This window comes from Lentzea sp. NPDC004782 (assembly GCF_040609115.1).
Classification (GTDB): Bacteria; Actinomycetota; Actinomycetes; order Mycobacteriales; family Pseudonocardiaceae; genus Lentzea.
The window spans coordinates 180,018-198,950 of the sequence record NZ_JBEXJN010000002.1; the positions used below are offsets into that span (position 1 = coordinate 180,018).

General features: G+C 70.8%; 9 protein-coding genes and 1 pseudogene. All 10 read right to left on the reverse strand.

Annotation, left to right across the window (positions count from 1 at the left end; all coding sequences use genetic code 11):
- Positions 1-86: 86 nt before the first annotated feature.
- On the reverse strand, positions 87-455 hold the full coding sequence (locus ABZV40_RS02560; protein WP_355434619.1) for a hypothetical protein: 369 nt from the start codon (positions 453-455) through the stop codon (positions 87-89).
- Between the two features lie 20 nt (positions 456-475).
- Positions 476-2,284, reverse strand: a complete 1,809-nt coding sequence (locus ABZV40_RS02565) for a type VII secretion-associated protein (RefSeq protein WP_355434621.1) — start codon at positions 2,282-2,284, stop codon at positions 476-478.
- Between the two features lie 73 nt (positions 2,285-2,357).
- Complete coding sequence (locus tag ABZV40_RS02570; RefSeq protein WP_355434978.1) at positions 2,358-2,498, reverse strand: tetratricopeptide repeat protein; 141 nt, start codon at positions 2,496-2,498, stop codon at positions 2,358-2,360.
- A 311-nt stretch (positions 2,499-2,809) separates the two neighbouring features.
- Positions 2,810-2,980: pseudogene (locus ABZV40_RS02575) on the reverse strand (hypothetical protein); the annotation flags it as partial.
- Positions 2,981-2,991: 11 nt separating this feature from the next.
- A complete protein-coding gene (locus tag ABZV40_RS02580; protein ID WP_355434624.1) occupies positions 2,992-3,585 on the reverse strand; it encodes a BTAD domain-containing putative transcriptional regulator in 594 nt (197 codons plus the stop codon).
- Complete coding sequence (locus ABZV40_RS02585; RefSeq protein ID WP_355434628.1) at positions 3,582-6,236, reverse strand: BTAD domain-containing putative transcriptional regulator; 2,655 nt, start codon at positions 6,234-6,236, stop codon at positions 3,582-3,584. Before ABZV40_RS02585 ends, ABZV40_RS02580 begins: the two co-directional genes overlap by 4 nt.
- The gene (locus ABZV40_RS02590; RefSeq protein WP_355434631.1) at positions 6,233-8,926 is read right to left on the reverse strand and encodes a BTAD domain-containing putative transcriptional regulator; all 2,694 of its coding nucleotides are present in this window, start codon (positions 8,924-8,926) and stop codon (positions 6,233-6,235) included. Before ABZV40_RS02590 ends, ABZV40_RS02585 begins: the two co-directional genes overlap by 4 nt.
- On the reverse strand, positions 8,923-11,589 hold the full coding sequence (locus ABZV40_RS02595; RefSeq protein ID WP_355434634.1) for a BTAD domain-containing putative transcriptional regulator: 2,667 nt from the start codon (positions 11,587-11,589) through the stop codon (positions 8,923-8,925). Before ABZV40_RS02595 ends, ABZV40_RS02590 begins: the two co-directional genes overlap by 4 nt.
- A gap of 224 nt (positions 11,590-11,813) precedes the next feature.
- On the reverse strand, positions 11,814-14,516 hold the full coding sequence (locus ABZV40_RS02600) for a BTAD domain-containing putative transcriptional regulator (protein WP_355434636.1): 2,703 nt from the start codon (positions 14,514-14,516) through the stop codon (positions 11,814-11,816).
- Between the two features lie 336 nt (positions 14,517-14,852).
- Positions 14,853-18,866: a type VII secretion protein EccCa gene (gene eccCa / locus ABZV40_RS02605; RefSeq protein WP_355434639.1), complete on the reverse strand. Its 4,014-nt coding sequence runs from the start codon at positions 18,864-18,866 to the stop codon at positions 14,853-14,855.
- Positions 18,867-18,933 lie beyond the last annotated feature (67 nt).

An 18,933-nucleotide genomic window follows, 5' to 3' on the forward strand; every position in this document is an offset into this window, starting at 1 on the left:
CGAGGACCCTGCCATGTCGGTTCCACCCTGTCGCGACTTCTTTCGAAGTAGTTGCGCTAGTAAACGGGTCCGGGTGAAACCAGGTGTCAGTAAAGGATTCGCGACTGCGAAAAGTCCTCGTCATCGTCACTCACACGGGGAAGTTGGCCACTCGGACCGGCGACGGCGACCGAACCGAGAGTGGCCGGCGGCTGCGTCTCAACTGGAGCCGGCTCGGCCACGTCGGGCACCTGCACGACGGGCAACCCGCGGTCGGCGCGGAACCCGGCTGCCGCCTCCCGCACCTCCGCCGAGGTGGCCCGAGCACCGGCCTCCCGAGTCTGCCTGGCCAGGTCACGCGTGCGTTCCCGCAGCTTGGCATTGCGTTCACCGATCTCACCGGCGGCACGACGGGCACGGGTGACGGCGGCTCCCACGTCGGCGCGGAATCGGCCAAGGGCCTCGGTGGCGGACATCGGCAACTCCCCTGACGTTGCTACTGCGGCTTGATGACCAGTGAGCGGACGATCTGCTCGCACGCGGTGCGGACCTGCGTCCTGCCGGCCTCGGTGGCCTGGCAACCCACGCTCACCTGAGCCTTGCGGGCGAACTGGATGTACCAGTCGACCGCGGCGCCGTTCGCTTCTTCGCGATAGTGAACAACAGACTTGTCCGCGAATGTGGTCGCATCAGCAAATCCGGAGACCTTGTCCCCGTCACCCACCCGCTTGTCGTATTGGTCCTTCAGTTCTTTGAGCGCTCGCGGGCGATCCACGTCACTGTCGTAGAGAAGTGTTTGCTCCTGCACAGCAATGCGGTCGACCGGCGAATCCGGGCCGGTGGTTTTGCGGTCAATCGGCCGCAAAAGCACCTGCCGGTCGTTCGGCGCGCCGCCCGTCTGCTCCCAGCCGTCCGGCCGGGTGAAGCTGTAGTCGTACACGGCGATCTGGTTCGCCGGCGGGTTCGGCTGCTGCGGCTTCTCCGGGCGCAACCAGAGATAACCGCCTACACCGGCTGCGGCGAGCACCACCACGACACCGATCGTGACGAACAGCGGCGTCTTGCTCTTCTTCGGCGGTGGCGGGGGCGCGGGGAACGCGGAGGGGAACTGCGCGACCGGTGGCGGCGTGATCCGGCGGGTGATCTTGCGGGTGGCGTCGTCGGTCACCCGGAGGTTGTGGGTGACGTCACCCGGACCGCCCTGCGGCCGCTTCTGCGGGGCGACGCCGCCGGTCCGTTCCGGGTCGAGGCTGACCGCTCGCAGCGCGCCGCGGGCCACGACGGTCTCCGGCTGGTCGATGCTCGTCGGCACCACGCGCGTGTGCTCGTGGACCAGCCGCGCGACCAGGGGAATCCGGCTCGACCCGCCGACCAGGAACACCCCGGCCAGCTGCTGCGGGGCGAGACCCGCGTCACGCACGGCCGCACCCACCAGCGCGGCCGCCCGGCTCAGCGGCGCGGTGATCAGCTGCTCCAGGTCTGACCTGGTGACGTGCGCGTCGGGGAACGGCGGCGGCATCGGCACGTCGGTGTAGGCGTGCCGGGACAGCGTCTCCTTGGCTCCCCGCACGTCCTGCCGCAGCACTCGCCGCTTGCGCCGGTCGGCCATCTCACGGCCCTCGACGAGCTGACGCCACGCCTCCGGGTCCTTGGCCGCGACCAAGCCGCCCACGTGTTCCAGCAGCGCCTGGTCGACGTCCGCGCCGCCAAAACTCGGGTCGCCCTTGGTCGAGAGCACCCGGAAACCCTTGCCCGTGCGCGCCACCACACTCGCGTCCACCGTTCCGCCACCGAGGTCGAGCACGGCGAGCGCGGCACCGTCCGGCACGGAGTGGCTCGCGGAGTGGAAGACGGCGGCCGCGACGGGTTCCGGCACGAGCACCAGCTCACGACCGAGTCCCCGCGCGGCCTGAAGCAGCACGCGGGTGCGGACGGTGCCCCAGTCAGCGGGGTGCGTCAGCACGAGAAGGTCGACCGGTGCCCCACCACCGACCCGGCGCGCTTCTCCGACCGCACGCGTCAGCACCGCGCGCACAACGTCGACAACGGGCAGCACAGTGCTGCCCAGCAGCAACTCGCCCTCGTCGACGCGGCGCTTCGGGTGCGGCTCGTACCGGGCGGGGTCCACCGCGGCCTGACGTTCGGCCTCCTGACCCACGAACAACGTGCCGTCGGCGGCGGCGAACACGGCGGACGGCACCAGCGGCTGGCCGTCGAACACGACGACCTGCGGCTCCCGGCCGTGGGCCGAGACGGCGACGCAGGTGCTGGACGTGCCGAAGTCGACCGCGACGTGCAGGCTCATGCACCTTCCCCTCTTCCGGGCACATGCTTACCCGATGCGGCACGGCCGGACGACACGGATGGCGAACCTCGGCTCACTCCGGTCCGGGCCCGAGCACCAGGGCGAGCTTCGTCTCCAGTCCCGCCGCACGGTCGTCGCCCACCTCCCTGGCCAGCTCCAGCGCCTGCTCCCAGGCCCGCACCGCGTCGTCGTGCCGCCCCAGCCGGAACAGCACGGTGCCAGGTCCTCGCCGAGTGTCGTGATCTGCCCGCGCGTGTCCGAGAACCTGCGAAATCCCTCAAGGCTGCGCTCGAACAGCTCGGCCGCCTCCCCGATCCGGCCCATCGCGGCCAAGGCGGCGGCGATCAGCGCGTCCGCTCGCGTCGCCAGGTACTCGTCGCCCGACCTGCGGATGATCGCTCGCGCCCGTTCACCTTCCTCGAGAGCCTCCTGACAACGGCGGAGGTCGGTGAGCGTTCCAATGATGTCGAGCCGGACAACGCGCTCCGGGCTCGGCGCCTCTGTCCCGATCACAAGTGCGAGGCTGCGGTTGAGGCAGTCGAGTGACTCCTCGAAACGCCCCGTGTACCGGTAGGCGAGGCTCATGTTGCTCAGGGCTCCAGCCTCAGCGAAGCGGTATCCGGCCTCGCGTACGAGTGGGAGCCCGGCCTCGAAGCCGCGCAACGCGTCCTCGTACCGCTTGACTTCGACGTACATCGACGCGAGCTTCAGCTTGAGCAGCCCGCGGTCACGGACGAGGCCGATGTCCTGAACCGTCCAGATGAGCCGGAATCATGCTCGGCGACCAGGGACCTGAGTTCCGCCACCAGCTCGGAAGCGTGACCCCGGTTCAGGTCCGCGTCGATCCTGCGTTCCAGGACGACGAGACGTTCATCGACCAGCGGCGGCACGTCGTCGCGGTGCAGTGCGTCCGACCTGACGTTGCCGAGCACCGGACCGCGCCACAACGCGATGGCCGCCGCGAAGTCGCCGGAACCCGCCAGCGCACGGAACCGCAGCAGGTCCAGCTCGTCCTGACCGATGTCCGCAAGATAACCACCACCGGCCCTGCGCACGCAGTTGGCGGCTCCGAGCGACTGCCGCAACCGGGTGACGACCATCTGCAACGTCTTGTGGGCGCGGTCAGCAGTGGGTGGTTCGCCGTCCCACAACCGGTCGACCAGTTCGTCGACTGACACGAACTGGTTGGGGCGCAACAGCAGCGTGGCGAGCAGCACCTGACTCCGCCCGGCCGGGAGCGTGACCGGCTCGCCGTCGAGCAGCACTTCAAGCGGGCCCAGCACCCGGAACTCGACGCTCATCGCAGGGCCTGCAGCCGTGCGGCCAGCCCGTCCGCGCGACGGTCCTTCACGGCACGCCAGATGTCGAGGGCGCGCTGCCACTCCTCCGCCGCCTCGCTGGGCCGCTCCAGGCCGAGCAACGCCTCACCGATCAGGACCAGCCCGTCGGCGACCCCCTCGGTGTCGCCGACCCTCCTCATCACGTCCACGACCGCGCGCAGCTCCGGTTCGGCCTCGGCGTACCTGCCCAGGCCGACGAGCGCCTGGGCGCGGAAGCCGCGGATCCTGGTGATGAGGTACTCGTCACCGATTCGCGCGGCGAGATCCGTCGCCCGGTCGATCTCCCGCAGCGCGTCCTCCCACCGCTTGTCGTGGATGAACCGGCTGGCGAAGTTGGCGTGCGCCACGACCTGCACGTAGGCGTCGTCGATCTCGACCCCGATGGCGAGGGACTCGCGCAGGACGGCGTCCGCTTCCTCGCGGCGCCCGAGCTTGCTGTAGAGCTTGGAGAGGTTGCCCAAGGCTCCCGCCACCGAGATCCGTTCGCCCTCCGCTCGCAGCAGCGGCAGTCCGACGCCGTAGCTGTGCAGCGCGTCGTCGAGACGCCCGACGAACTCGTAGAGCCCGCCCAGCTTGGTGTGGAGGATGCCCTGCTCGCTCACCGGGCCGAAGCCGCGCACCGCCTCGAAGAGACCGACCGCGCTGTGCCAGTGGGTGTTGTCGACGACCAGGTAGCTGTGCAGGTGGATCGAGATCACCAGGGCGTGGCGGTGCCAGCCCCGCTCGATGGCCGCGAACGCGATCGCTTTGAGGGCGGCCCACTCCTGACGGCGCCACCTGAGCGCCTCCGACCACGACGAGAAGTCCTGCGGCACCACACCGGACGTCACGGCGGGCGCGCGCACGATGATCCGCGCGGGATCGCGGGACGTCGCGTTCTCGAGCGTGTGGACGTACCACTCGGTCAACCGCAGCGCCGCTTCCTCGTCGTCGCCGCAGAGCTCGGCCGAGTACGCCCGCAGCAGGTCGTGCAGGTCGTACCGGCCGGGCGTGCGCGACTGCACCAGGTGGTCGGCGACCAGTCGTTCCAGCAGGCGGCGGGCCTGGGCGACGGTGACGCCGGCGAGCGCGGCCACGGCGCTGACGTCGAAGTCCGCGCCGGGATGCACCGACAGCAGGCGGAACATCCGCGCGGATTCCTCGTCAAGGGCCCGGTAGGACCACGAGAACACCGAGCGCACGTCGACGTCGTCGAAGTCGGTCAGCGCGTCGAGGCGGGCGTTCTCCAGCTCCGCCACGAACTCCCGCAGCGACACGCCGGGAAACCGGGAGACGCGTTCCGCGAACACCCGCAACGCCAACGGCAGCCCGGTGCACCGCTCGGCGATCTCGCGCGCGGCCTCCGGTTCCGCGTCGAGCCGCTCGGCACCGAGCACGGCGGCGAGCAGCGTCCGTGCCGCCTCGAAGTCCAGCTGCCGCAGGCTGAACGCGGTCGCGTCGTGCTGCGACACGAGCCCGCGCAGCTGGTTGCGACTGGTGATCACCACCCGCACCCCGGCGGCTCCCGGCAACAGCGGAAGCACCTGGCGTTGCGAGGCGGCGTTGTCGAGGACCATCAGCAGGCGCCGGCCGACGAGTGTGGTGCGCAGCAACGCGAACCGCGCGTCCGCGCCGGCGGGGATGTCCTGCACGCCCAAGCCGACCAGCAGCGACTCGGCGGCGGTCGCGGGGTCGATCGGTTGCGCCTCGGGGTCGAACCCGCGCAGGTTCACGTACAGGTCGCCGTCCGGGAACCGGTCCCGCGCCTGGCGTGCCCACTGCAGCACCAGCGCGGTCTTGCCGACGCCGCCGACACCGTGCACGACCGTCACACCGTGCGTCTTGTCGAGCAACCGGAGTTCCTCGTCACGGCCGACGAAGTTGCGCACACCGGCGGGCAGCTGACGCGGCACCTGACGCCCGCTGACCGACACCTCCGCGCGCAGGATCTGCTGGTGCAGCTCCTGCAGCGGCCTGCCGGGATCGACGCCGAGCTCGTCCGCGAGCTTCTCCCGCACCTTCTGGTAGGCCGACAGCGCCTCCGCCTGCTGGCCGGCGCGGTACAGGGCGAGCATCAGGTGCCGCCAGAACGACTCGCGCAGCGGGTGGTCGGCGACCAGCGACCTCAGCTCGGCCACCAGCTCACGGCCGAGACCGCGGTCGAGGTCCGCCTCGATGCGCAGTTCCAGTGCGTCGAGCCGTTCGTCGGCCAGCCCGGCCACGTCGTCGCGGTGCAAGGCGTCGGACTGGACGTTGCCGAGCACCGGGCCGCGCCACAACGCCGATGCGGCACCGAGGTCACCCGAGCTCACCAGCGCGCGGAACCGCAGCAGGTCCAGCTGGTCCGGTTCGACGACGGCCAGGTAACCGCCGGCGCGGGTGTGCACGCAGTTGGCGGCGCCGAGGGCCTTCCGCAGCCGGAGCACCGTCGTCTGCAACGTCTTGTGGGCGCGGTCGGCGGTCGGCGGTTCGCCGTCCCACAACCGCTCGACCAGCTCGTCGACCGGCACGAGCTGGTTGGCGCGCAACAACAACGTCGCCAGCAACACCCGGCCCCGACCGGCCGGCACCTCGACCGGTTCTCCGTCCAGCAGCACCTCCAGGGGGCCGAGGACGCGGAACTCGACGTTCACGATCGCCCCTCCTGTTCGGCGATCCTGGCACGCAGCCTGGCCACCGCCGCCTCGTTGCCCTGCTCCTCGCGGAGGAGCAACGCGCTGCGCAACGCGGCCACGGCGTCCTGCGCGTTGCCCTGCCGGGCGTGCGCGTCGGCCAGGTTCTCCAGCGTCACGACCTTGATGGCGTTCGGCAGCTGGTCACCGGGCAACGCGAGCACTCGGTGGAACGTCTCGACGGCGTCACCGAGATGGCCGCGCTCCCGGTGAAGCAGACCCCGCGTGTCCAAAGTGGACGCGGCCAGCTCCGTCATCCCGGCCTCCACGACGGCGGTGTACGCCTCGTCGTTCGCGACCAGGGCGGCGTCGAACTCCTTCAGCCCCACCAAGGTCATCGAGTAGTTGTTCAGCGCGGTGGCGAGACCGGCGGGGGAACCCTGCTCGCGGCGCTTCGCCACAGCACGTTCGTGCAGAGCCTTGGCCGCCTCCAGGTCACCGCGGAGGGCGTGGTTGATGGCCCACTGGTCGAGGGTGACCGCGATGCCGTGCAGGTGGCCGATCTCCTCGCGAACCCGCAGTGCCGCGGCGAAGCTTGCGCAGGCGTCGGTGTAGTCGCCGCGATTGGACTGCGCGTTGCCCAGTGCGTGCAGGGCGATGCCCTCGGCGTAGCGGTCGCCGCCCGCACGTGCCGCGGCGAGCGCCATCCGCGAGATCTCGATCCGGTCGGACGGGCTCTGGCGCAGGTAGAGGTAGCCGAACATGACGGTCGAGAGCTGCCAGGCGTGCTGGTGCAGGCCGTGTGCGCCCGCCAGGTGGACCATCGCCATCAGGTTCTGGTGCTCGGTCTCGCACCAGGCGGCCGCGACCGCCGAGTCGTCGAAACGGGCCGGGTGCACGCCGTCGGAGAGCGTGCAGAGCTCTATCTCCGGCCGGCCGTGGCGCAGGAGCTGGTCCGCGCTGTCGACGGAGTGCAGGTAGAAGTCGAGCAGGCGGCGGACGGCCGCGTCGCGTTCGGCCGGCGGATCCTCCTCCGACAGCAACCGTGAGTAGGCGCGCACCAGGTCGTGGGACACGTACCTGCCGGGAGTGCGTTCGGTGAGCAGGTGCATGCGGGTCAACGACTGCAGCGACCTGCGGACCTCGGCGCGGCGCCGGCCGTCCAGCGCGATGGCCGCGTCCAACGGGATGTCCGGGCCGGACAGCAGTCCGAGCAGGCGGAACAACCGTGCCGTGTCGTCGTCGAGCCAGCGGTACGACGTGGCGAAGACCGCCTCCACGCTGCTCATCAGGCCGCCGGCGGTGGTGAGTTCGCTGACCAGCGCGCGCAACGGCAGATCAGGATCACCGGCAGCCCTGGACGCGGCCACGGCGAGTGCCAGCGGCAGGCCGCCGCAGAACGCCACGAGGTCCGCGACGGCGTCCGGTTCGGCGGCCACCCGGTCCTCGCCGAGACGAGCAGTGAGCAGCGCGGCCGCCTCCTGCTCGTCGAGGACGTCCAGCGTCACCGGTACGGCGCCCTCGCGGACGACCAGGCCGGTGAAGCGGTTGCGGCTGGTGATCACGGCCAGGCACCTGCGGCCCGCCGGCAGCAACGGGCGCACCTGTTCCACGTCACGGGCGTTGTCCAGCACCACCAGAACGCGGCGGTCGGCCACGACGCTGCGGTAGAGGCCCGCCCGTTCCGGGAGATCGGCAGGCACCTTCCCGCCGGAGATCCCGAACGCGGCGAGGAACACGGCCAGCACGTCGGCCGGGTCCGCGGGGTCGGAGGACGGGTCGAAACCGCGCAGGTCGGCGTAGAGCTGACCGTCCGGGAAGCGGTCGGCGACCTCGTGCGCCCAGCGGACGGCCAAGGCGGTCTTGCCGACGCCGGCGGTGCCGTCGATCGCGGTGATCACCACGGCCGCGCCGCCCGCGGCGGCCCCGGTCAGCCTGGCCAGCTCGGCCTCCCGGCCGGCGAAGTGCGCGGCCCGTGCGGGCAGCTGCCGGGGCAGATCGGTGCGCGACCCCGGATCGAGCAAACGGTCGTGCAGCTCGCGCAACGGCTGGCCGGGCTCGACGCCGAGCTCGTCCGCGAGGTGCTCGCGGATCTCCTCGTACGCCGCCAGAGCCTCTTCGGGCTTGCCCGCCTGGTGCAGGGCGTGCACGAGCTGCGCCCAGAAGCCCTCGCGCAACGGGTGCTCGGCGGTCAGCTCACGCAGCTCGTCGACGAGCTCACCGCCGCGGCCGCGCGCCAGATCGGCGTCGATGCGGCGGCCGTGCACGACGAGCCGTTCCTCGGCCAGCGGCGGCACGTCCTGCCGGTGCAGGTGCCGCGAGTCGACGTCGGACGCCACCGGGCCACGCCACAGCGCGAGCGCGGCCGCGAACTCGCCCTCGGCGGCCAGGCGGCGGAAGCGGGTCAGGTCGAGGCTTTCCGGGCCGACCTCGGCCAGGTAGCCGCCGGTGGCCGTGCGCACGCAGTTGGCGTCACCCAGCGCGAGCCGCAGCCGTCGCACCACCATCTGCAAAGTCTTGTGCGCACGGTCCACAGTGGGCGGTTCGCCGTCCCACAGGCGGTCCACCAGCTCGTCGACGGACACGAACTGGTTGGGCCGCAACAGCAACGTCGCGAGCAGCACGCGTCCGCGACCGGCGGGCACCGCGACGGGTACACCGTCGCGCAGCACCTGCAGCGGTCCGAGGACGCGGTACTCGACGGTCGTCACAACTCCTCCAGCAAGGCGGCGATCTCATCGGCGCGCGGGCCGTCCAGGTCGCGACACGTGGTGAGTGCGCGCCGCCAGACCTCGGCGGCGTCGTCGGGACGGCCGAGTTCGACCAGGAACTTGCCGAGGTCGCGCAACCCCTCCGCGGCACCGGCGATGTCCCCGAACTGGAACGACACCTCGATGGCCGAACTCAGCTCCGACACCGCCTCGTCGAGCCGGCCGATCTGGCCGAGAATCCTCGCGTGCAGCCCGCGCACGTTGGCGTGCATGAACTTGTCGTCCAGATCCTGCACCACGATGAGAGCCCGCTCACTTTCCGCCAGCGCTTCCTCCAGCCGACCGGCCACCCGCAGCTGCAGGGCGACGTTGGCGCGGGCGGCGCTCTCGTAGTACGGATCGGCCAGTTCGACGGCGATCTCCAGACCGCGCCTCGCGCAGTCGACGGCGTCTTCCGCATTCCCCAGTCGCCGGTGTACGCCGGCCATGTTGATCAGCGAGGCCGCCTCGGCCACGCGTTCGCCCGCCTCGTGCACGAACCGGAGCCCCTCGTCGAAGCAGCGCAGCGACTCCTCCAGCCGGCCGACTTCGTCGTAGACCGCGGCCAGCTTGAGCAACATGAAACCCTGTTCGCGCGGCGTGCCGTACGACCGCGCCGCCTCGAACAGGCTGATCGCGTCATTGCACCGGGTCCTCGTGAACAGCAGGTACCCGTGCATGTGCGCCGCGACGACCATGCCCAGCCGTCCCCAGCCGCGGCCGATCGCCTGGTGCGCCACGGCCTGGAAGTTGTCCCACTCCTGGCGGACCCAGGCGAGCGCGTCGATCCGCGACGAGAACTCCCGCGGCACCACCCCGGGCGTGATCTCCCCCGCCCGTGTCAGCATGCGCCCACCCTCATGCGTGGCAGCGTTTTCGAGGGTGTGGACGTAGAACTCGGTCAGCCTCAGCGCCGCCGCCTCGTCGTCACCGCACAGCTCCGCGGCGTACGCGCGCAGCAGGTCGTGCAGGTCGTAACGGCCCGGTGTGCGCGACTGCACGAGGTGGTCGGCGACCAGCCGCTCCAGCGTTCTGCGCGCCTGGACGACGGAGACCCCCGCGAGGGCGGCGGCCGCGCCCACGTCGAGGTCCAGGCCGGGGTGCAGGGACAACAGCCGGAACATCCGCGCCGAATCGTCGTCCAGCGCCCGGTACGACCAGCTGAAGACCGACCGCACGTCCACGTCGTCGAAGTCGCTCAACGCGTCCAGCCGTGCACTGTCCAACTCGGACACGAACTCCCGCAACGAGGTGTCCGGGAAGCGCGCGACCCGTTCCGAGAAGACCCGCAGCGCGAGCGGCAGCCCGGCACAGCGATCGGCGATCTCGCGGACGGCCTCGGGTTCGGCCCGCAGCCGCTGCTCTCCGAGCACGGCCGCGAGCAACGCCCGTGACTCGTCGAAAGCCAGCTGCCGCAGGCCGATCGCCGTGGCGTCGTGCTGCGAGACGAGCACGCGGAGCTGGTTGCGGCTGGTGATCAGCACCCGCACCCCGGCCGAACCGGGTAGCAGCGGCACCACCTGACGCACCGAAGCGGCGTTGTCGAGCACGAGCAGCATCCGCCGATCCGCGAACTCGGTGCGCAGCAGGGCGAATCGCGCATCCTCGTCCGCCGGTACCGCGGTCACGCCGAGCCCGACGAGCAACGTCTCCGCGGCCGCGGCGGGATCGAGCGGCGCCGCCTCCTGGTCGAATCCGCGCAGGTTCACGTAGAGGTCGCCGTCCGGGAAGCGGTCACGAGCCTCGCGCGCCCACCGCAGCGTGAGCGCCGTCTTGCCGACACCGCCGACGCCGTGCACGACGGTCACACCGCTCGTGCCGCCGAGCAGGCCGAGCTCCTCGTCGCGGCCCACGAACGTCTGCACCCCGCCCGGCAGCTGCCGCGGCACCTTCGCGCACTTCGGCACGTCGGCCCGCAGGATCCGTCCGTGCAGGTCCCGCAACGCTTCGCCGGGCTCGACCCCCAGCTGTTCGACCAGCTCGGCCCGCACGTCCTGGTAGGCGTCCAACGCCTCGGCCTGCCGCCCCGACCGGTACAACGCGAGCATCAGCTGCCGCCAGAACGGTTCCCGCAACGGATGATCGGCCACCAGCGACCGCAGCTCGGCCACCAGCTCGCCGGCCAGCCCGCGTTCGAGATCGGCCTCGATCCGCCGCTCCAGCACCACCAGCCGTTCGTCGGCGAGCCGCTCCACCTCCGTCCGGTGCAAGGCGTCCGAGGCAACGTCCACAAGCACCGGCCCGCGCCACAACGCGGCCGCCGCCCCGAAGTCACCGGAATGCGCCAGCGCCCGGCACCGCAGCAGGTCGAGCTGATCGGGTTCGACGACCGCCAGGTAGCCACCGGGAGCCGAGCGCACGCAGTCCGCCTCGCCCAGCGCGACCCGCAACCGCCGCACCACCATCTGCAAGGTGGCCTTGGCACGGTCGAGCCGTGGCGGCGTACCGTTCCAGACGAGGTCGATCAGCTCGTCGACCGGCACGAAGCGGTTGGCCCGCAGGAGCAACGCCGCGAGCAGCACCTGGGACCGTCCAGCCGGGACCGTGACGGGCTCGCCGTCGAGCAACACCTCCAACGGCCCCAGCACGCGGTACTCGGCTCGCACAACGTCCCCCCAGGTCACCAGCAGTGTAGACGCGGTGTGATCGCTGTGTGAGCGAAGTGTGAGCAGGCTGCGGCAGAGTTCTCCTCAGCGGTGCTGGTGGCGCAAGACCTGGGGGGCCACCAGCACCGCTCATCAGTTTCGGGGAGCGCCACGTGACCGAAGTGTGAGCCCGGTCGGCCACCCTGGTGACTGGCCGGTCCGCCGCAGTCACCTCCCTCTTCACTGTGGCGGGACCGGCCTCCTCAGCCCATGCGGGCCAGGACCTCGCGCACGTCGTCCGCCTTCGCGAAACCGAGGTCGTCGTACAGGTCGAGTGCGGTGAGGTAGTGGGCGCGGGCCGCGTCCAGCTCGCCCAGTTCGCGCTTCATGTCGGCCAGCCGGACCAGGGTGTCGGCCTGGTAGTGCCGGTACGACAGCGCGCCCTGCAGTTCCACGGACCTGAGGTAGTTCGCCTCGGCGTCGGCGTAGCGGCCGAGTGCGCGGTAGATGCTGCCGAGGGTGTCGCGGTTCGAGGCCACCGCGGTGTCGAGCTCGTCGGGCACGAGCTCGAGGAACAGGTCGCGTGCTCGGACCGCCCAGATCACCGCCTCCTCGTGGTCGCCGAGCTCGTGGTGCACGAAGCCGAGGGACGCGGCGACGCTGGCGATCTCGATCCGGTCGTTGCTCGTGGAGGCGACCTCCAGGGCACGCGACAGCGGTTCGAGGGCGTCGGCGTAGCGGCCCTGGCGGCCCAGCAGGTAGGCGACGCCGCGCAGGTCGTTGGAGAGGCCGATCAGGTCGCCCAGCTGCGAGTCCAGCGCGACGGCCGTCCTGAGCTGGTGTTCTGCCTCCTCGAACTCCTGCTCCGGCACCAGGAACGACACCAGGCCGCGCCGGGAGCGGCACTGTCCTTCCAGGTCGCCGGCGCGGAGGGCGGCGGCGATGGCGAGGCGCTGCAGGCGTTCGCCCTCGCGCCACCGGCCCGTCGCGAGCAGGAAGTGGCGGATCGCCCACACCGTGCGCCACACGTGGCCGTCGAGGCCCGCCTCGCCCGCCGCGGCCACGGCCGGGCCGAACACCGCGCGTTCCGCGGCGAACCAGTGGTCGGCGTCGGTGGTCGTCTCGAACGTCAGCACGACGGTGCCCGGTGCCGGGGGTGGGGTGGTGATGGGCTGGCGCAACGGGTCCGACTTGGCGACCGCGGCCAGTGCCGAGTGCAGGAGGTGGTCGAAGATCCGCTGCCGGGCCTCGGACCGTTCGGCCGCCGACAGCCGCTGAGCCGCCTCCTCCGCCGCGTAGGACCGCATCAGGTCGTGCAGCCGATAGCGGTCGTTCTGCGAGTTGATCAGGCTGTTCCTGGCGAGCTCGTCGAGTGCCTCGGCCGCCGGTTCGGCCATCAGGCTCGTCGCGGCCGGCACCGTCACGTCCGGGCCGGGGTGCAGGCCGAGCAGCACGAACAGCCGCGCCGCCGCCGGGCTCAGGCAGCCGAACGTCCACGAGAACACCGCGCGCACGCTGGTCAACGGGTCGTCGGTGTCCAACGCGTCCAACGCCGCGTGTTCGAGCTCCTCCACGAGCATGTCCAACGGGTGCTGGTCGAGCGTCGCGCGCGCGGCCACCACCGCCAGCGCCAACGGCAGCCCCGCGCACAGCTCGACCAGCCGCGTGGCCGCGTCCGGTTCGGCGGCGACCCGGTCCGCGCCGACACGCCCGCCGAACAGCACCATCGACTCGTCCGAGTCCAGGACGTCCAGGCCGAACGCGTGCCCGCCCTCCGCGACCAGGCTGCGCAAACGGTTGCGGCTCGTGATCACGGCCAGGCTGCGCGACCCGCCGGGCAGCAGCGGACGCACCTGGGCCACGTCACGCACGTTGTCGAGCAGCACCAGCACCCGCCGCCGCGAGAGCAGCTCGCGGTAGCTGTCCAGCATGGCCTCGGTGCCGAGCGGGATCTCGTCCGCCGGCACGCCGAGCGCCAGCAGGAAGTCGCGGGCCGCGCTGTTCGGGTTCACCGGCGCTCCCGTCTGGTCGAACCCGCGCAGGTCGGCGTAGAGCTGGCCGTCGGGGAACCGGTCGGCGATCCGGTGCGACCACTGCACCGCGAGCGAGGTCTTGCCGATGCCGCCGCTGCCGTTGATCACCACGACCAGGTGACCCGACCTGAGCACGGCGTCGAGTCCGTCCAGTTCGGACTCCCTGCCGACGAAGTGCGGCAACGCGGTCGGCAGCTGCCTGGGCACGTGGTGCCGCACCGGCGTCCCCGGCACGTCACCGGCCAGCACCTGCTGCTGCGCGTCCCGCAACCGCGGTCCCGGCGTGACCCCCAGCTGGTCGTCCAGCACGGCCGCGACCTCGTGGTACGCCGCGAGCGCGTCCGCCTGCTGACCGCTGCGGTGCAACGCGAGCATCAGCTGCGCCCAGAACACCTCGCGCAACGGGTGCTGCGTCGTGAGCACCCGCAGCTCCGGCACCAGTTCCGCGGCGACGCCCCGCGCCAGGTCGGCGTCGAACCGGTGCTCCAGCGCGGTCAGCCGTTCCTCCACCAACGCGGGCACGGCGTCGCGGTGCAACGACTCCGACGACACGTTCGCGAGCACCGGCCCCCGCCACAACGCCGTGGCCGCCGCGTGCTCGCCGGCGTTCAAGTGCGCGCGGAACCTCAGCAGGTCCAGTTGCACGGGATCGACGAAAGCCGCGTATCCACCGGTTCCGGTGCGCACGCAGTTGGCCGGTCCGAGCGCCTGCCGCAGCCGGGTGACGATCATGTGCAACGTCTTGCCGGCCCGGTCCAGACTGGGCGGCGCGCCGTCCCAGAGCCGTTCGACGATCTCGGCGGTCGGCACGAACTCGTTGGCGCGCAACAGGAGCGTGGCGAGCAGCACACGGCACCGACCGGCGGGCACGGCGACCGGGGCGCCGTCGAGCAGCACCTCCAACGGCCCCAGCACGCGGTACTCGACTCCCACGCCGTACCTCTCCCCAGCGCTGACCGAGCGTCGAGTGTATGGGCGGTGGGTGTGACCGAAGTGTGAGCGCGACCGGGCAGAGTGGTGATCAGCCGGACGACGAGAGCGACAACGAAGTTTGGGGGGTGTCACGATCGTCGGCCCTCCGGCCGGACCACCCTCCCCAGTGGGCGGTTCGGACGGAGATCCGGTCATGGGGGAACCGGACAGTCCCCTGCTGTTCGGTGGGCCCGCGGCTTCGGCTGCGGGCCCTTTTTCTCTGCGCGGAAACGCACGCGGGGACCCCGCGTTCCCCAGAAGGAAACGAAAGGCCCCCGCGTTACCTCGGAAACTCGTCTAGTCGGGCTGGATCCAGGCGAACTGCATGCGCTGCTGACCGTGCTTGCGGGTCACCATCGTGCCCCGGCCAGGAGGCTGCGGCGACGGCTTGAGGTTGCCGACGATGTTGCCCTCCTCCTTCGAACCGGAACCCACGAAGATCGGCGCCGAGATCTCCTTCAGCTTGCCCATCACCGGGTCGTACATCGCGCGGGACGCACCACCCATGCGGCGGACCAGGACGATGTGCAGACCGACGTCCTTGGCCTGCGGGATGAACTCGGCCAGCGGCTGCAGGGGGTTCGCACCGCCCTGCGGCGCCACCAGGTCGTAGTCGTCGACGACGATGAACACCTCGGGACCCGTCCACCACGACCGGTTCTTGAGCTGCTCCTGCGTGACGTCCGGGCCGGGCATGCGCTTGGTGAGCGAGCCGCGGACCTCCTGGATGTTCTGCGTGAGCTGGGTGCTCGACACCGCGTAGCTCAGCAGGTGGTCGGTGTCGATGAACCCGAGCATCGTGCGGCGGAAGTCCGCGAGCAGGATCAACGCCTCCGTGGAGGTGTAGCTCGTCATGATGCCGCGGACGATCGTGCGCAGGATGTTCGTCTTGCCCGCCTCGCCGTCGGCCAGCGCGAAGAAGTGCGGGTCCGCGTCGAAGTCCATGTAGACCGGCGCGAGCTCGTCCTCGTTGACGCCGACCGGGACCAGGTGCCCGCGGTTCGGGTTGTGCTGCTGGACCTGGGCCATGAACTGCGCGTAGTCCAGCACGTCGGGCAGCATCCGGACCTGCGGGGCGCGCGGGCCCTGCCAGGCCTGGTTGAGCTTGTTGCTGAGGTCCTGCACACCCGCCGAGACCGTGGTCGGGTCCTGCAACGTGTCGATGCGCGGCAGACCGGTGAGGAAGTGCAGCTTGTCGCCGGTGAGACCGCGACCGGGACGACCGGGCGGCACGTTGACCGCGACCTTGCGGTCGATCTCGGACTCGCTCGGGTCACCGAGCCGCAGCTCGAACCGCGTGCCCAGGAGGTCCTTCATCGCGGGCCGGATCTCCGCCCACCGGTTGGCGGCGATGATCACGTGCACACCGTAGGACAGACCCTGCGCCGCCAGCGCCTGGACCTGCGGCTCGACCATCTCGAACTCCTGGCGGAAGTTCATCCAGCCGTCCACGATCAGGAACGCGTCCCCGAAGTTGTCGTCCTTGATCTCGCCGCGGCGCCTGCGGTTGCGGAACTCGGACATCGAGTCGATGCGCTGGTCGCGCCAGCGCAGTTCGCGCTCGGTGATCAGGGTCTGCAGCTCGGCCACCATGCGGCGGACCTTGTCGACGTCGAGACGGCCGGCGAAGCCACCGACGTGCGGCAGGTCCTCCATCGAGGCGAGCGTGCCACCACCGAGGTCGATGCAGTAGAACTGCGCCTCCTGCGGCGTGTGCGTCAGCGCCATCGACGCGATGATCGTCCTGAGCAGCGTCGACTTGCCCGACTGGGGACCACCGACGACCGCGCCGTGACCGGCGGCACCGGAGAAGTCCGCCCACAGCAGGTCGCGGCGCTGCTCGAACGGCTTGTCGACGATGCCGACCGGGATCTGCAGCGTGCTGTTGCCGGGGAAGCCGGGCGACGTCAGACCGCGGTCGGGCGTCACGTCGAGCGGCGGCAGCATCGTGTCCATCGTCGGCGGCTCGTTGAGCGGCGGCAGCCACACCTCGTGCGCGGGTGGACCCTGGCCGACGAGGCGGTCGACGATGAGCTCGAGCTGGGTCGGCTCGTTCGCGTCCTCCTTGGGCGCGGCCTCGGTCTTGACCGGCTCGATCGGCCGCTCCGGCTCCTTCGGGATCTCGATGAAGTCCGGCACGAAGAACCGCGGGCGCTTGTCGCTGCGGACCGCCACCGACTCACCGGCGGACTGCATGCCCGACGGCCGGTAGGTGCCCGAGACGTAGAGCGCCTTGAACCTGGTCAGCGGCATGCCCTGCACGCTCAGGTAGCCCGAGCCGGGGATCGGCGGCAGCTCGTAGGCGTCCGGCACGCCGATCGCCGCACGCGACTCGGCCGCGTTGAACGTCTTCAGACCGATCCGGTACGAGAGGAACGTGTCCAGACCGCGCAGCTTGCCTTCCTCGAGTCGCTGCGACGCCAGCAGCATGTGCATCTGCAGCGACCGGCCGACACGACCGATCTGGAGGAAGATGTCGATGAAGTCCGGCTTCGCCGTCAGCATCTCGGAGAACTCGTCGATGCAGATGAACAGCGCGGGCAACGGGTCGAGCTGGGCGCCGTTCTCCCGCGCCTTCTCGTAGTCCCAGACGTTCTTGTAGTTGCCCTTCGCCAGCACCTCCTGGCGCCGCGACACCTCACCGGCGATGGCGTCCTTCATGCGGTCGACCAGGGTGAGGTCGCCGGCCAGGTTGGTGATCGTCGCGGCGACGTGCGGCGCCTTGTCCAGACCGAGGAACGTCGCACCACCCTTGAAGTCGACGAGGATCATGTTGAGCGCCGTCGACGAGTGCGAGGCCAGCAGACCCAGCACCAGGGTGCGGAGGAACTCCGACTTGCCGGAACCGGTCGCGCCGATGCACAGGCCGTGCGGGCCCATGCCGTCCTCTGCGGCTTCCTTGATGTCGAGCTCGACCTGCTGGCCGTGCTCGCCGATGCCGAACGGGATGCGGTAGCGGTCGCGCTTGGGCCGCGGCCGCCACGCCTGCTGCACGTCGAACGTCATCGGGTCGCCGGGGATGCCCATGAACTCGAGCAGCGGCGGGTTGTTGTTCATCGCCAACGGGTCTTCGCCGCCGTCGCCACCGACGTCACCGGCAGCGCCCATGCGGTACGGCGAAAGCCTGCGGGCCAGCGCCTCGGACTCCACGATGGACAGTCGGTCCGGCGTGCCGAACCACTCGACACCGCTCGCGGAACGGGCGCCGAGCTGGTTGTTCTCGACGACCAGGCGCAGGCCGCGGCGGGCGGTCAGGTTGCCGAGGCACTCGGAGAGGTCGAGCAGCGTGACGCCGACCAGGCCCTCCTCCAGGATGATCATCTCTTCGCGGCTGATGTCGCCGTCGTCGATGACGATCACGATGTGCGGCTGGTCGGGCGGCGGCGGGGCGTTGCGGGTGAACCGCTGCCGGTCGCGCAGGTTCTCGTCCAGCATCGCCTCGATCTCGGCGAGCGAGTTCGCCATCATGCGGCGCTGGCCGATGCCGTCGATGTCGGTGGGGTGCTGCACGTGCGGCAGCCACTTCACCCACTCCCACAGCTGCTTCGTGCGGCCCGCGCTGACGATCGCGATCAGCAGGTCGTCGGGGGCGTGGAACGTGACGAGCTGGGCGATGAGGGCGCGGGCGAGGTCGCGGCGGTCGTCGATGTCGCCGAGCAGGCCGACCGCGGCGAAACCGCGCAGCGCGATGGAGATCGGCAGGTCGGGCACGAGCGAGTGGGCGCGCACGAACCGGCGCAGGGCCAGCGTCGCGATCGGCTCGAGCTCCTCGACCGGACCGGTCTGCGGGGGCACCAGGCGGGTGGCGAGGCGCTGCGAGCCCCGTCCCGCGCGCAGGTGGCAGAAGTCGGGGTCGTTCTGGCGGCGTTCCCACATGCGCCGGGTGGTGGCGAGCGACCACAGCATCTGCGGGTCCGGGTGCACCCACTCGCGTTCGGCGCGCTGCTCGTCGGCGGCCTCGCGGGCGCGGTCGCGCATCTGGCCGAGGTACCGCAGGTAGTCCTTGCGGTCCTCGTTCATCTCGGCTTTCTTCTGGCCCTTCCCGGAGCCCATGCCTCCCGCCATCATGCCGATGGTCGAGATCATCATCATGCCGGGCATGATCATGGCCGCCGGCTGCTTGTTGGAGTACATGAACATCATTGCCATCATGCCCACGGACGCCAGGATCATGACGACGGGCATCGCCTTCATCATGATGTTGCCGGGGATGATCCGGGGGACCTCGGGTGGCGGCTCGAGGTGGACCTCGCCGCCGGGAGGCCGGGGAGCAGCAAGGCGTGCCGTTCGCTTGAACTGCAGCGTGCTCAACTGACAGGCACCTCTTCGACTCTCGTTACGCCACCAGTAGCAACCGACACTATTGCGCATCTGCGCG

Excerpts from the sequence above, each read along its gene's own strand:
- ABZV40_RS02560 (WP_355434619.1), bottom strand. The coding sequence starts at position 455 with ATGTCCGCCACCGAGGCCCTTGGCCGATTCCGCGCCGACGTGGGAGCC.
- ABZV40_RS02565 (WP_355434621.1), bottom strand. The coding sequence starts at position 2,284 with ATGAGCCTGCACGTCGCGGTCGACTTCGGCACGTCCAGCACCTGCGTC.
- ABZV40_RS02580 (WP_355434624.1), bottom strand. The coding sequence starts at position 3,585 with ATGAGCGTCGAGTTCCGGGTGCTGGGCCCGCTTGAAGTGCTGCTCGAC.